This is a genomic window from Pseudomonas morbosilactucae (assembly GCF_023241715.1).
Classification (GTDB): domain Bacteria; phylum Pseudomonadota; class Gammaproteobacteria; order Pseudomonadales; family Pseudomonadaceae; genus Aquipseudomonas; species Aquipseudomonas morbosilactucae.
Genome location: NZ_JALQCW010000032.1, coordinates 125,739 through 138,860 on the forward strand (window position 1 = coordinate 125,739; position 13,122 = coordinate 138,860).

13 protein-coding genes and 1 pseudogene are annotated in these 13,122 nt (G+C 61.1%); 2 read left to right on the forward strand and 12 right to left on the reverse strand.

The genetic code is table 11. The features are described 5' to 3' along the window. Positions 1-141 precede the first annotated feature (141 nt). From M1B34_RS14715 to M1B34_RS14760, 10 genes are all read right to left on the reverse strand, one after another. On the reverse strand, positions 142-375 hold the full coding sequence (locus M1B34_RS14715; RefSeq protein WP_123330446.1) for a hypothetical protein: 234 nt from the start codon (positions 373-375) through the stop codon (positions 142-144). A 139-nt stretch (positions 376-514) separates the two neighbouring features. Then, the gene (locus M1B34_RS14720; protein ID WP_268265507.1) at positions 515-1,123 is read right to left on the reverse strand and encodes an START domain-containing protein; all 609 of its coding nucleotides are present in this window, start codon (positions 1,121-1,123) and stop codon (positions 515-517) included. 43 nt (positions 1,124-1,166) lie between these two features. Beyond that, entirely contained in the window at positions 1,167-1,421 is a 255-nt protein-coding gene (locus M1B34_RS14725; protein WP_123330442.1) for a YkgJ family cysteine cluster protein, read from the reverse strand. A gap of 167 nt (positions 1,422-1,588) precedes the next feature. After that, positions 1,589-2,104: a translation initiation factor 2 gene (locus tag M1B34_RS14730; protein WP_268265508.1), complete on the reverse strand. Its 516-nt coding sequence runs from the start codon at positions 2,102-2,104 to the stop codon at positions 1,589-1,591. A 78-nt stretch (positions 2,105-2,182) separates the two neighbouring features. Continuing rightward, complete coding sequence (locus M1B34_RS14735) at positions 2,183-3,622, reverse strand: aminotransferase-like domain-containing protein (RefSeq protein ID WP_123330438.1); 1,440 nt, start codon at positions 3,620-3,622, stop codon at positions 2,183-2,185. Positions 3,623-3,836: 214 nt separating this feature from the next. Then, positions 3,837-4,649: an OmpA family protein gene (locus tag M1B34_RS14740; RefSeq protein WP_123330436.1), complete on the reverse strand. Its 813-nt coding sequence runs from the start codon at positions 4,647-4,649 to the stop codon at positions 3,837-3,839. After that, positions 4,646-5,002, reverse strand: coding sequence for a DUF4398 domain-containing protein (locus M1B34_RS14745; protein ID WP_123330434.1), 357 nt, complete (start codon positions 5,000-5,002; stop codon positions 4,646-4,648). Before M1B34_RS14745 ends, M1B34_RS14740 begins: the two co-directional genes overlap by 4 nt. Before the next feature lie 9 nt (positions 5,003-5,011). Next, positions 5,012-5,836: a substrate-binding periplasmic protein gene (locus tag M1B34_RS14750; protein WP_268265509.1), complete on the reverse strand. Its 825-nt coding sequence runs from the start codon at positions 5,834-5,836 to the stop codon at positions 5,012-5,014. Positions 5,837-5,916: 80 nt separating this feature from the next. Further along, entirely contained in the window at positions 5,917-6,846 is a 930-nt protein-coding gene (locus M1B34_RS14755; RefSeq protein WP_123330430.1) for an electron transfer flavoprotein subunit alpha/FixB family protein, read from the reverse strand. Positions 6,847-6,848: 2 nt separating this feature from the next. Beyond that, positions 6,849-7,598, reverse strand: coding sequence for an electron transfer flavoprotein subunit beta/FixA family protein (locus M1B34_RS14760; protein ID WP_123330428.1), 750 nt, complete (start codon positions 7,596-7,598; stop codon positions 6,849-6,851). Positions 7,599-8,148: 550 nt separating this feature from the next. Between M1B34_RS14760 and M1B34_RS14765 the strand changes: the two are divergent. Next, positions 8,149-9,812: pseudogene (locus M1B34_RS14765) on the forward strand (electron transfer flavoprotein-ubiquinone oxidoreductase). A 148-nt stretch (positions 9,813-9,960) separates the two neighbouring features. On the opposite strand, the gene M1B34_RS14770 reads toward M1B34_RS14765, so the two are convergent. Beyond that, the gene (locus M1B34_RS14770) at positions 9,961-10,851 is read right to left on the reverse strand and encodes an AraC family transcriptional regulator (RefSeq protein WP_268263759.1); all 891 of its coding nucleotides are present in this window, start codon (positions 10,849-10,851) and stop codon (positions 9,961-9,963) included. 220 nt (positions 10,852-11,071) lie between these two features. Here M1B34_RS14770 and M1B34_RS14775 point away from each other — a divergent pair, with 220 nt between their 5' ends. Beyond that, positions 11,072-12,124: an NAD(P)-dependent alcohol dehydrogenase gene (locus M1B34_RS14775; protein WP_123330421.1), complete on the forward strand. Its 1,053-nt coding sequence runs from the start codon at positions 11,072-11,074 to the stop codon at positions 12,122-12,124. A 1-nt stretch (position 12,125) separates the two neighbouring features. Here the strand turns inward: M1B34_RS14775 and M1B34_RS14780 are convergent, their stop codons facing one another. Continuing rightward, complete coding sequence (locus tag M1B34_RS14780; protein WP_123330419.1) at positions 12,126-12,929, reverse strand: IclR family transcriptional regulator; 804 nt, start codon at positions 12,927-12,929, stop codon at positions 12,126-12,128. Positions 12,930-13,122: the final 193 nt, after the last annotated feature.

Consider the following 13,122-nt stretch of genomic DNA (forward strand, 5'->3'; position numbering starts at 1 on the left):
CGGCGAGAACATCGCCGCCAGGAAACAAGCATGTCGCTGAGAAGATCAGAGGTTAGCGATGGGTTCGCTGATCTCGTTCGCAGATTAGCGCCAAGAATGGGGCGCTGCCAAGAACTGCTTTGAGGCCAACAAGAGAAGTGACTAAATCGGCGTGATGCTGAGGATTTGAATACTGTTCTGATCTTTCAGGCTCTTGACCGTCGGCTCCAGTGTACGGCCCTCCAGATCATTCAGATCCAGGGTCGCCGGAACCGGCAACAGCTTGGCCCGGATCAGTTGCGCCGCATGCTCCATGTCGGGTTGTTGTTCGCACTCGAACTCTTCCACGGACTGGACGCCATGATCGTCAACGAAAGTGACTTGCCACTTTTGCATCGGTGCCTCCTCGATAAAGCCCCTGAATGGGCTCACAACATCTCGACCCTGGGCCCCTGGCAAACGTTCCGCGCCCCTCATCTGCCGGCAATAAAAAGGCCACCCGCAGGTGGCCTCTCAGGGCACAGCACAATACCGATCAAGGCTTCTCGGCACGCTCCTTCAGCGCCTTCAGCGTATTGAACGGAGCATCGACCACAAACTTGTTGGCCAGCCAGGACGGCACGCTGCCACCCGGCTCGGTGTGCACCTGGTAGGTCACTTCGACCTGGTCCGCGCCTTTGGGCACGAACCTCCAATAGCCCTCGACCTGCGCCACACGGACAAAACCGCTCTCTTCCGGAATGTAGGTCGGCACGCCTTCAAGTTTGCGCGTCAGGCTTCCATCGGCGCCCTGGGTGGTGGTGACATGCAGCACCGAGTCACGGGCAGTGACCGGCCAGGGCGTGTTGAATTGGGTGTAAGTCCAGCTTTGATCGCCTTCGTGCTTGAGCAACTTCTGCGTCTTGCACTCATGAATCCAGGCACAGGCGCCAACGACATCGTCCTGCAGGCTGCGCAGCTTGGCGATGGAGGTTTTCATGGTGGTCACACCACGGTAAGCCTTGTATTTGGAACCGGCCACTTCACTCAAGGAGACCTTGATGCCGTCCTGATCCTTGGCGGTTTGCCAGTCTTCAGCCTGGGCCGTGGTCGCCAACAGAACGGTCAAACCACAGAACACAGCCACTCGATGCAACGAACCCATTGTCTTATTCCTTATTGTTGAAGTTCCGTTCATTGACAACACCTCAGGCCGCCGTCACTTGCTCCCACCAACCGATCAAGCGGATGGCCTCTTCACGGCTGTCGCCACACACTTCTACGTCCGCCTGAAAGGCCCCGCACACCGGAGGCCGTTCGGGCCGGCCAAACAACGCACACAGGTGTTCGACAGAGAGATGAATGCAACGTTCTCCGGCCGGCTTGCCATCGGGCATACCGGGCATCGGCGTACTGATGGAGGGGGCAATGCAGCAAGCGCCACAACCTTCACGGCATTTCATGGCGAAAAGCTCCTCGCGACGGGCAAAGGGTTGAATGACGCGCAGTAAGAGTAACCGCTAAAACAGCCGTTTTAAATTGCTCAAAGAACGGTTTTTGCGCTCAACCACGCGTGACTGATCAGTCTCCGACAAAGTGTCGGTCCCGGCAGTCACACTCAGGGGGATTTTTACTGTTTGAACTCGAAATCCAGGGCCGCGCCTTCAACATCACGGCGCTCTTCGTTACGCAGCTGCAATTGCATTTCGTTGCTCAACAAGCGCCCGTTGAGCTGAAACGGACTGGTGTCCTTGGGCTTCTCGCCAAACATCTGCGGCAACAATGGCTGACGCTTGGGCAGATCGACCGAACCGATCGGCTGCAGGTGCTTGACCATCTCCTGAGGCAAGCTCAGATCGAGCTTGGCGGGCGGCAAAGGCGTCTTGGCAATCTCGCTGGCGGATTTGGACTTGGAGGCTATCGGCGCGCGCTTTTTCACCGGTTTGGCCGGCTTAGCCTTGGGTTTCACCGGAGCCTTGGTTGCCGGGGCCTTCTTCGCAGCACTGGAGTGGCTGCTCGACGATGGCTGCGGCTGCGCTGCGGGAGCTGGCGTCTTTTCCTGGGCCGACGCCGCCTGTACCGGGCCGGCACTGACGGCGCCGAGCAGGCAAAGCGACAACCATAAGGCAGGCGAAAAAACGTTCATACACACAGGCAGGGTCAACCAAAGGTGCCATATGCTCGCTCGTTGCGGACGTCATGACAAGCATTGAGACCCGACCCGTTAAAAACCGCCGGCCGCCTCCTGGCACAATTGGCTGGCCAACATGCCCAGGGTCATCAATGCCCGCTCGGCCTCGCGATTCCACGGGGTGCCGCAATTGAGGCGGATGCAGTGGTTGAATTGCTCGGTATTGCTGAAGATCAGCCCCGGGGCAATGCTGATGCCTTGCTGCAAGGCCCGTACATGCAGTTCCTGGGTGTTGACCCGCCCCGGCAAACTGACCCAGAGAATAAAGCCACCGGTGGGCCGAGTGATCTGCGTGCCTTCGGGAAAGTACTGCTGCACCGCCAACTGGAAGGCGCTGAGGTTCTTGCGGTACTCCTGGCGGATATGCCGCAGGTGCCGATCGTAGCCGCCGTTTTCCAGATAGGCGGCCACGCCCATCTGGGTCACGCTGCAGGCGGAGTGGGTGCTGAAGGTCTGCAGGCGCTGGATCTCCTGCTGATATTTACCGGCAATCATCCAGCCGATCCGCACGCCCGGCGACAGGGTCTTGGAAAAACTCGAGCAATAGATCACCCGGTCCAGGCGGTCGTAGGCTTTCAGCGCCTTGGTGCGGCCGACTTCAAACATCAGCTCGCCATAAATGTCGTCCTCAACCACCTGGATATCGAAATCCGAGGCCAGGCGCAGCAACTGCTTCTGCCGCTCCTCGGGCATGGTGCCGCCCAGGGGATTGCTCAGGCGCGTGGTCAGCACCAAAGCCTTGATCGACCACTGGTTGGCCGCCAGTTGCAGTGCCTCCAGGCTCATGCCGGTGGCCGGGTCACTGGGGATCTCGATCACCTTCAGACCCAGCAGATCCGCCAGTTGCAGCAAACCGTAATAGGTCGGCGACTCGGCGGCGATCAGGTCGCCCGGGCGGGTCAAAACCCGCAGCGACATCTGCAGGGCGTCGACACAACCGTGGGTAATCACCACTTCCGACGGGTCCACCACCACGCCGGCATCGCGCATGCGAATCGCCACTTGGCGGCGCAACGGCTCGAAACCCGGGCTGAACATGTAGCTGAACGCCCGCGGGCTATGGAACCGCGTGACCTTGGCCAGTTGCTGGTGCAGCGCCCGCACGGGCAGGTAATCCACGCTGGGCACCGCCGCCCCGAGAGGAAACACCCCTTCGCGCCGGGACTCCACCAGCACCTGCTGGATGATGCTGCTACGCGTGACCAGGCCCGGGCGCTCGACCCGGGCGATGTCCGGGGTCGGCGCGGTCAGCGCCGGCGTCTGGTGCACGTAGTAACCCGATTGCGGCCGCGCGCGGATCAGCCCCTGATCCTCAAGGTTGGCGTAGGCCTGAAGCACCGTGGCATGGCTGACGTTGAGCTGCGAGCTCATCTTGCGCACGGAAGGCACGCGCTCCCCGGGCTGATAGACACCACGGCGGATGTCTTCGGCCAGTTGCTGGGCGATACGTTGATAGAGCAAGAGGTTGGTCATGACGCGGCACTCGGTTTCACGGGCATTTTATTTTTGTGCGAAGCAATACCGGAACAATACCGGAACAGTTACGAAGTGTACTGGGACAGTTTCTACAATAGTCGAGGATACAGTGCAGTGAAAAGCAAAACCGCTGGATTTTGCCACGCTCTTCACAGGCATTAAAAAACCCGGCACCGCCAAGGGTAACCGGGTCTTTTTGACCGCCCCAACCTTAGCGGGCAGCGCCGAGTTGGCCGGCTTCGTCGGAGAACACAATCTCCACCCGACGGTTCTGCGCCCGCCCCCGCTCCGAGGCATTCGCCTCCACCGGGTAATCGTCGCCATAACCTTCGACCTGGACCCGCTTCTCGTCGATGCCCAGGTCCACCAGCACATCCGCCACCGACTGCGCGCGATCACGGGACAGTTGCAGATTGTGCTGCTTGTCGCCGGTGTTGTCGGTGTAGCCCTCGATGCGCACCACGCGCTTGGGGTTCAGTTGCAGGAACTGCACCACCTTGAGCACGGTGCGATTGGCCGAGCTCTTGAGCTCCGCTTCGCCGGTGTCGAACAGCACGTCGCCCAGGGTCATCACCAGGCCGCGGTCGGTCTGGGTGGTGGCCAGGCTGATGATCTGTTCTTCAAGCCACTTGCCCTGCTGCTGCACGCTGATCAACTTGGCTTCGCGCAAGGCCAACTGCAGGCGCTGGCGCTCCAGTTCAAGCTTGGTCGCACGCTCCTGGTTGAGCACCTGCTCGCTGTGCTCGCGGGCGATTTCGCTGTAGCGCTGGCTCAGGTACGCGTAATGCACTACGTCGGCGCCACTGCCCCAATAGCTGGACAGACGGTCGGCGCGAGCCAGGGATTCACCGGCGCGGATCACGTCCTTGGGCGCGATACGCAGCACATTGGCGTCTTCCTTGACCTTCTGGAAGTCGCTGCTGGCTTGTTGCAAGGCGGCGTCGCCGTGCTGGCCGGCGCAGCCATAAAGGCCGCCCAGCGCCAAAATCAGGGCTGTGCCCACTCCCCCCTTGATCAACTTCATTGGGCATCTCCCAGTTGCTTGCGCAGGCGAGTGATGCGGGTGTTGAGCACCTTCAACTGTTCCTGGCTTTTCAGGGTCAGGACCCGGGCTTCCGCCAAGCGCGCATCCAACTCGGCCTGTTCGGCTTGCATCCGCGCGTCCTTGAAAGATTGGTCCTGCATGTCGGCCTGGGCCTGGGTGAACTTGTCCTCGGCGAGTTTCAACTCCGGGACTTCGTCTGCCGAGGCGCCTACCGCCTTGGCCTGTTCCAGCGCTTGCTCGGTCAGGCGCAATTGTTCATTCGGCGCCGGATCGGCTGCACAACCCGCCAGAGCCAAAACGGCCAGGGCAGCGAAAAGAGGTCGAATACTCACACAAGATTCCTACTGTTTTGGGGCGCTGACGGGTTGCTGCAACTGCGCCTTCCACAGCTCTAGATTGCGCTGCAGCAAGGCTTCCGTCAGACCGGACGCGGGCAATTCTGTCATCTTTTTCGCCAGCTGTCCGCGCAACCAGGGGTCATTGCAGGCCGAGTTGTGAGAGATGGCCAGGAACAGCCCGGGTTTATCCACCGCCTGGGGGAAGGCTTGCAGGTCATTGGCCATGCCCAGGGACTGCGCCATGGCCATGCCGGCATAACGCGGGGCCAGCACGTACTCCACCTCCCCCAGCAGCAGCTTCTGGAACACCTGGGTCAGGTTGGGCAGGCGCTTGAGGCTCAGTTGCTCCTTGGCCAAGGCAGCAAAGGGCTGGGTCAGCCGGGCCTTTTCCGATACGGCGCCGGCATGGCCTTGCAGGTCGGCCATCTGGCTGTAGACCAGGGTCGAGTCTTTGCGGGTCCAGACCAGGTAATCGTTTTGCACCAGGGCCGGATGAATGTAGTCCAGGGACTCCAGCTCGCTCAGGGTCAGTGGCGCGTCGGCCAGCAGGTCCATGCGCCCGCTGCGCACCTCGTCCAGGGCTTCGGAGCGCTTGCCGCTGTACAGCAGCTCGACCTTCACTCCCAGTTCACCCGCTACGTGCTGCAACAGGTCGGCGCTGGCGCCCATCAAGTGCTTGGGATTCTGCGGGTCACGCCACAGATAGGGCGGCGCGTCCGGGCTGCCGGTCACCACCAGGCGTTCGCACTTGCCCGCCGCCATCGACAACGATGGCAACAGCGTCAGCCCCAACAGCACTGACCAGCCACTCAAGCGGCGCAGATCCATGAGCACAGTCTCCCCGACAAATTGCAGACAATAAAAAACCCGGCCAAAAGGCCGGGCTCTTTATAAGTGAAGCCGCTGGATTAGACCAGCTTCTCCAGCTCAGGGATGGCTTCGAACAAGTCCGCCACCAGGCCGTAATCGGCCACTTGGAAAATCGGTGCTTCTTCGTCCTTGTTGATCGCGACGATCACTTTGGAGTCCTTCATGCCGGCCAAATGCTGGATCGCGCCGGAGATACCGACGGCGATGTACAGCTGTGGCGCAACGATCTTGCCGGTCTGGCCGACCTGCATATCGTTGGGCACAAAGCCTGCGTCGACTGCAGCGCGGGAAGCGCCGACCGCCGCGCCCAGCTTGTCAGCCAGGGCGTACAGGTGCTTGAAGTTGTCACCGTTCTGCATACCGCGGCCGCCGGAAACGACGATTTTGGCAGCGGTCAGTTCAGGACGATCGGACTTGGCCAGCTCTTCGCCAACGAAGGACGAAGTGCCTGCGTCGTGAGCAGCCGCAACGGCTTCAACAGCAGCCGAACCACCTTCAGCAGCCACCGGGTCGAAACCGGTTGCACGTACGGTGATGACTTTTACCGAAGCGTTGGACTGTACGGTAGCGATGGCGTTACCGGCGTAGATCGGGCGCTTGAAGGTATCAGCGCTTTCCACCGAGATGATCTCGGAGATCTGGTCAACGTCCAGCTGCGCAGCAACGCGCGGCAGGATGTTTTTGCCGTTGGAGGTAGCGGCAGCCAGGATGTGGCTGTAGCCAGCGCCCAGCTCTGCTACCAGAGGGGCAACGTTTTCCGGCAGTTGGTGAGCGTAGGCGGCGTTATCGGCAACCAGTACTTTGCTCACGCCAGCGATTTTTGCTGCAGCTTCAGCCACGGCACCAGCGCCTTGGCCAGCGACCAGAACGTGGATATCACCACCGATTTTAGCGGCAGCGGCCACGGTGTTCAGGGTGGCCGGGGCCAGCACCTTGTTGTCGTGTTCGGCGATTACCAAGATAGTCATGATCAGATTACCTTCGCTTCGTTTTTCAGTTTCTCGACCAGTTCAGCCACCGACTTGACCTTGATGCCCGCGCTGCGTGCAGCCGGCGCTTCGACTTTCACGGTCTTGTTGGTGGAGGCGGTGGAAACGCCCAAAGCATCCGGAGTCAGCACTTCAAGCGGCTTCTTCTTGGCTTTCATGATGTTTGGCAGGGACGCATAACGCGGCTCGTTCAAACGCAGGTCGGTGGTCACGATGGCTGGCAGGCTCAGGGAGACTGTTTGCGCGCCGCCGTCGATTTCACGGGTCACGGCAACCTTGTCGCCACTCACTTCGACTTTCGAAGCAAAGGTGCCCTGACCGTAACCGGTCAGCGCAGCCAGCATCTGGCCGGTCTGGTTGTTGTCGCTGTCGATGGCTTGTTTGCCCAGGATCACCAACTGCGGCTGTTCCTTGTCGACCACGGCCTTGAGCAACTTGGCCACAGCCAGGGAGTTCAATTCATCGGCGGATTCGACGAGGACGGCGCGATCGGCACCCAGTGCCAGGGCGGTACGCAGTTGCTCTTGAGCAGTAGCAGGACCGATGGAGACGACGACGATTTCAGTCGCCACGCCTTTCTCTTTCAGGCGTACGGCTTCTTCCACGGCGATTTCGCAGAAAGGGTTCATCGACATCTTGACGTTAGCGAGGTCGACGCCGGAATTGTCCGCCTTGACGCGAACTTTCACGTTGTAATCGACAACGCGTTTGACAGCTACAAGAACCTTCATGGATTCCTCGTTACTCTCCGGTGAAAAGAAAGTCGCCTAGGCGAGAACCTGGCGGTTGATGCTCATCGGCACAAGGGCACCTCCAAAAACGCTGGCGCTTGTCATTAAGGATGACCTTGCTCACGGGGTGATGACCGTTCGTCAGTGATGACCGACGAGTCATTCATTATCGCGGCGTGTAAACTGCGCACTGCCCAGCTGCGCGTTGCGTCACCTTTATTGCCTTGCCCTGTCTTTAGAGGTGCTCTTGAAACCAACAGTCAGCCTACGGCGAGCGCAAAACCGACCGTATCTTGACCGGAACGCCTTTTCCGGTCAATACGGCAAAACGGCCACTTATAAGCCGTCCCTCTTTGATTTACCTGGCCTGCGGCAATTTCAAACAAACGTTTGTATTGGACGCTGACAGTGGTGTAGATATAATGCGCCGCCCAGAGAGAAAGGTGAGTCACTCGCCACCCGCGCGCCCCTGCGTAGCAGTGCGAAGCGACGATACCGCCAAACCTCCAAAATTAGAAAAACCGTAGAGCCTTGAGTAGGAGATAGCCTAGTGGAACGCGAATACATGGAATTCGACGTGGTCATCGTCGGTGCCGGCCCCGCTGGCCTGTCCGCCGCCTGCCGACTGAAGCAGAAGGCCGCCGAAGCCGGTAAGGAAATCAGCGTCTGCGTGGTCGAGAAAGGCTCCGAAGTCGGTGCTCACATCCTGTCCGGTGCGGTGTTCGAACCACGGGCCCTGAACGAACTCTTCCCGGACTGGAAAGAACTCGGCGCGCGTTGAACACCCCGGTCAAGCGCGATGACATCTATGTGCTGCGCAACGCCGAGAGCGCCACCAAGGTTCCGGACTTCTTTGTGCCCAAGACCATGCACAACGAAGGCAACTACATCATCTCCCTGGGCAACCTGTGCCGCTGGCTGGCCCAGCAGGCCGAGAACCTGGGTGTGGAAATCTACCCGGGCTTCGCCGCCCAGGAAGCCCTGTTCGACGAAAACGGCGTGGTCCGCGGAATCATCACCGGCGACCTGGGCGTGGACCGTGAAGGCCAACCCAAAGAAGGCCTCTACACCCCCGGTATGGAACTGCGCGGCAAATACACCCTGTTCGCCGAAGGCTGCCGTGGCCATATCGGCAAGCAACTGATCCAGCGCTTCAACCTGGCCAGTGACGCTGACGCCCAGCACTACGGCATCGGCCTGAAGGAAATCTGGGAAATCGATCCGGCCAAGCACCAACCGGGCCTGGTGGTCCACACCGCCGGCTGGCCGTTGGAGATCATGGGCAACGAGAACACCGGCGGCTCCTTCCTTTATCACCTGGAAAACAACCAGGTGGTGGTCGGCCTGATCGTCGACCTGTCCTACAGCAATACGTTCCTGTCGCCGTTCGACGAATTCCAGCGCCTCAAGCACCACCCAGTGCTCAAGCAGTACCTGGAAGGCGGCAAGCGCATCAGCTACGGCGCCCGCGCCATCTGCAAAGGCGGCCTGAACTCGCTGCCGAAGATGGTATTCAAGGGCGGCGCCCTGATCGGTTGCGACCTGGGCACCCTGAACTTCGCCAAGATCAAGGGCAGCCACACCGCCATGAAGTCCGGCATGCTCGCGGCCGATGCGGTGGCCGATGCACTGTTCGCCGGTTCCGAAGGCGCTGATGAACTGACCGCTTATGTCGATGGTTTCAAAGCCAGTTGGCTGTATGAAGAACTGTTCGCCAGCCGCAACTTCGGCCCGGCGATCCACAAGTTCGGCGCTATCGTCGGCGGCGGTTTCAACTGGGTGGACCAGAACCTCTTCGGCGGCAAACTGCCGTTTACCCTGCATGACACCAAGCCAGACTTCGCGTGCCTGAAGCCAGCGGTCGAGTGCAAGAAGATCGACTACCCGAAACCCGACGGCAAACTCAGCTTCGACAAACTCAGCTCGGTGTTCATCTCTGGTACCAACCACGAAGAAGAACAGCCGTGCCACCTGAAGCTGACCGACCCAAGCATCCCGATTGGTAAGAACCTGCCGCTGTACGATGAGCCTGCCCAGCGCTACTGCCCGGCCGGTGTGTATGAAGTGATCACCAAGGAAGACGGCGAGAAGCGCTTCCAGATCAACGCCCAGAACTGCGTGCACTGCAAGACCTGTGACATCAAGGACCCTTCGCAGAACATCACCTGGGTCACCCCGGAAGGTGCAGGCGGGCCGACTTACCCGAACATGTAAGTCGCCACCGTCCAAGAGAGGCCCCCTATATGGGGGCCTTTTTATGTTTGCAGACTCCATCGCCGGCAAGTCGGCGCCTACAAAAAACCAACGCGTCGCCCCCGCCCGTAGGAGCTGGCTTGCCAGCGATAGCCGCCAACATCAAGGCTTACGCCACGCGCTCTTCCCCAGGGTTACGCTCGAAATAACGTTTGTACTCGCGGCTGAACTGCGAGGTGCTCTGGTAGCCCACGCTGTGCGCCGCCTGTGCCACGCCCATGCCGTCCACCAGCAGCAACTGCTGGGCCTTGAGCAGCCGCAAGCGCTTGAGGTACTGCACCGGCGACAGCAAGGTGCAGCGCTTGAAATGCTCATGAAAGGTTGAGGCACTCATGTGCGCATAACCCGCCAGGGTTTCGATGTTCAGGGGTTCGGCGTAATGGGCGTGCAGATGGCTCAACGACGTCGCCACCCGGGAAAACTGCCCCTGCTGCTCCACCAACGCCCGCAATACATCGGCCTGGGGTCCACGCAACGCGGTGAACAGTAATTCCCGGACCCGCGCCGGCCCCAGGATCCGGCTCTCCAGCGGATCGTGCAAACACTGCAACAACCGCTCGACGCAGCCGCGCATGGCGTCATCCAGCACCACCGAACTCATCGACTCCAGGGTCTGCGCCGCCGGCGGTGGCCCAGCCTGAATGCCCATGGCCATTACCAACTCCCCCAACACCACCCGATCAATGCCCACGGTCACCCCCAGCAAGGGTGCATTGGGCAAGGCAAAGGTCTCGCATTCGAAGGGCACCGGCATCGCCTGGATCAAGTAGTGCCCGGCGCCATATTCCAGGGTGCGCGGGCCCAGGTACGCGACCTTGCTGCCCTGGGCCACGATCATCAGGCTCGGCTCGTAGATCTGCGGCCCCCGCGCCACGTCGCAACTGGCACGCAGCACCTGCACGCCCGGCAAATGGGTTGGCGAGAAACCATCGCAGGGCGTCAGCCCCTCGATCAGGGAAACCAGCGTGGCGTTGGCATCGACATGGCGGGTCAAAAGCATTGGAGCACTTCTCGGATTGTGGAGAGCGGCAAGCTACAAGCGGTGAGTCGCAAGCGGCGAGCGTGGGCACACAGTTTATAGCCTGCAGCTTGTCGCTTGCCGCTTTCAGCGGCTCCCCCGGAGCTTTAGGCATAAGACTCGGAGCAATCGCCATGGCCGCACCCCGGCGCGATGGGGAAAATGGCCCGCCTCACTTTTCAGCGCTTTTGCGAGGTTCTTCATGTACACCGCCATCGGTTATGCCGCCCAGTCGGCCACCACTCCCCTCGCCCCCATGAGTTTCCAGCGTCGCAGCCCACGTGCCGATGACGTCGCCATCGAGATCCTCTACTGCGGCGTGTGCCACTCCGACATTCACCAGGCACGCAACGAATGGGGGATCGCCGTCTATCCCTTGATGCCGGGCCACGAGATTGTCGGCAAAGTCACGGCCGTCGGCGCCAGCGTCACTGCGCACAAGGTGGGCGACCTGGTGGGCGTCGGCTGCATGGTGGACTCGTGCCGCCAATGCGCCGCCTGCCAATCGGACCTGGAGCAGTACTGCCTGGAAGGCCCGACCATGACCTACGCCACCCCGGATCGGGTCGATGGCAGCAACACCATGGGCGGCTACTCCGACAGCATCGTGGTCAGCGAGCACTTCGTGGTGCGCATCCCCGAGAAGCTCGACCTGGCCAGTGCCGCGCCGCTGCTGTGCGCCGGCATCACCACCTACTCGCCGCTCAAGCACTACGGGGTGAAGGCGGGCGACAAGGTCGGGATTCTCGGCATGGGCGGCCTGGGCCACATGGGCATCAAGTTCGCCAAGGCCCTGGGCGCGGAAGTCACCCTGTTCACTCGCTCGGCGAGCAAGGCCGAGGAAGGCCGTCGCCAGGGTGCCGACCATGTGATCGTCTCCACCGATGCCGAACAGATGAAGGCCGTGGCCGGGCATTTCGACTTCCTGCTGGACACCATTCCGGTGCAGCACGACCTCAACCCTTACCTGGACACCCTGCGCTTTGACGGCGTGCACATCCTCGTGGGCCTGATCGAACCGGTTGACCCGCCGGTGCACGCCGGCAAGCTGGTGATGAGCCGCCGGGTACTGGCCGGCTCCTTGATCGGCGGTATTGCCGAAACCCAGGAAGTCCTGGATTTCTGCGCCGAGCACAACATCACCTGCGACATCGAGATGCTCGACATCCGCCACATCAACGAGGCTTACACCCGCATGATCAACGGCGACGTGAAGTACCGTTTCGTCATCGACATGGCCACCCTCAAGGTCTGATTCAGGCCTTGGCGCCCAACTCTGCGGACAGCCGAGCGGTCACCTGCTTCACCAGGGGGATCAGCTCGGCCATTTTCTCCAAGGGCATATAAGGCAAGGTACTGGCGATACTGATGCCGGCGACGATCGCGCCGCTGGCATCACGCACCGGCGCCGCCACACAGCGGATCGACGGTTCGTTGTCTTCCAGGTCGAAGGCGTAGCCCCCCTTGACGTACTCCAGCATGCGCTGCTGGAACTGCTCCCATGTCGGCTCCACGTGGTCCGGCCACAACGCATTCTTGCCCCCCACCGGCAGGCTGATCTGATACAGCCGGCGCCAATCCTCGACCCCATCGTCCAGCATCAAGGCCTTGCCGATCCCGGTGCGTGCCAACGGCATGCGATGGCCAACCCTCGAACGCATTTCCGGGCCGTTACGCCCCGGGTTCTTGTGCAGGTACAACACGTCGTCGTCTTCACGGATCGCCAGGTGAATGGTGTCGCCGGTCAGGGCCGAGAGCTCGTCCAGAAACGGTGTGGCCAGGGTCACCAGGGGCAGCGCTTCCCGTGCCTGGAAACCCAGTTCGATCAGCTTCGGCCCCAGCAGGTAGCCCACTTGCGGCACCACCCGCAGGTAGCGTTCCTCCACCAGGCAACTGGCCAGGCGATGGGTGGTGCTTCGGGTGGTGCCGATCAGCCGGGCGATCTCCTTGAGGTCACGGGCACCGCTGGCCACGGCCTGGACCACGCCCAGGCCCCGGAGCAGTGTCTGGGTACCGGTGGGGGCGGCATCCTTGGCGGTCTTGGGGGAATCGTCCTGCATATCCAGCCTTCTGAGGGAGAGAACCGGCGGCATTATGGTCGCCCGCCGGTCAGGACTACAACTCGCCAGCGATGGCGAGTTCAATAGCGCCGAGAGCTGCAAGCTGCAAGCTTCAAGCTTCAAGCTTCAAGGCTCTATCGCCGGCGAGCCGGCTCCTACAAGGGTACGGCGGTGAGGCTTTGTGTAGGAGCTG

Bases quoted from the DNA above. Each gene is read 5' to 3' on its own strand.
- M1B34_RS14740 (WP_123330436.1), bottom strand. From the start codon at position 4,649: ATGAAGTTGATCAAGGGGGGAGTGGGCACAGCCCTGATTTTGGCGCTG.
- M1B34_RS14775 (WP_123330421.1), top strand. From the start codon at position 11,072: ATGTACACCGCCATCGGTTATGCCGCCCAGTCGGCCACCACTCCCCTC.
- M1B34_RS14725 (WP_123330442.1), bottom strand. From the start codon at position 1,421: ATGAAATGCCGTGAAGGTTGTGGCGCTTGCTGCATTGCCCCCTCCATC.
- M1B34_RS14755 (WP_123330430.1), bottom strand. From the start codon at position 6,846: ATGACTATCTTGGTAATCGCCGAACACGACAACAAGGTGCTGGCCCCG.
- M1B34_RS14750 (WP_268265509.1), bottom strand. From the start codon at position 5,836: ATGGATCTGCGCCGCTTGAGTGGCTGGTCAGTGCTGTTGGGGCTGACG.
- M1B34_RS14760 (WP_123330428.1), bottom strand. From the start codon at position 7,598: ATGAAGGTTCTTGTAGCTGTCAAACGCGTTGTCGATTACAACGTGAAA.
- M1B34_RS14715 (WP_123330446.1), bottom strand. From the start codon at position 375: ATGCAAAAGTGGCAAGTCACTTTCGTTGACGATCATGGCGTCCAGTCC.
- M1B34_RS14780 (WP_123330419.1), bottom strand. From the start codon at position 12,929: ATGCAGGACGATTCCCCCAAGACCGCCAAGGATGCCGCCCCCACCGGT.
- M1B34_RS14730 (WP_268265508.1), bottom strand. From the start codon at position 2,104: ATGAACGTTTTTTCGCCTGCCTTATGGTTGTCGCTTTGCCTGCTCGGC.
- M1B34_RS14770 (WP_268263759.1), bottom strand. From the start codon at position 10,851: ATGCTTTTGACCCGCCATGTCGATGCCAACGCCACGCTGGTTTCCCTG.
- M1B34_RS14720 (WP_268265507.1), bottom strand. From the start codon at position 1,123: ATGGGTTCGTTGCATCGAGTGGCTGTGTTCTGTGGTTTGACCGTTCTG.
- M1B34_RS14735 (WP_123330438.1), bottom strand. From the start codon at position 3,622: ATGACCAACCTCTTGCTCTATCAACGTATCGCCCAGCAACTGGCCGAA.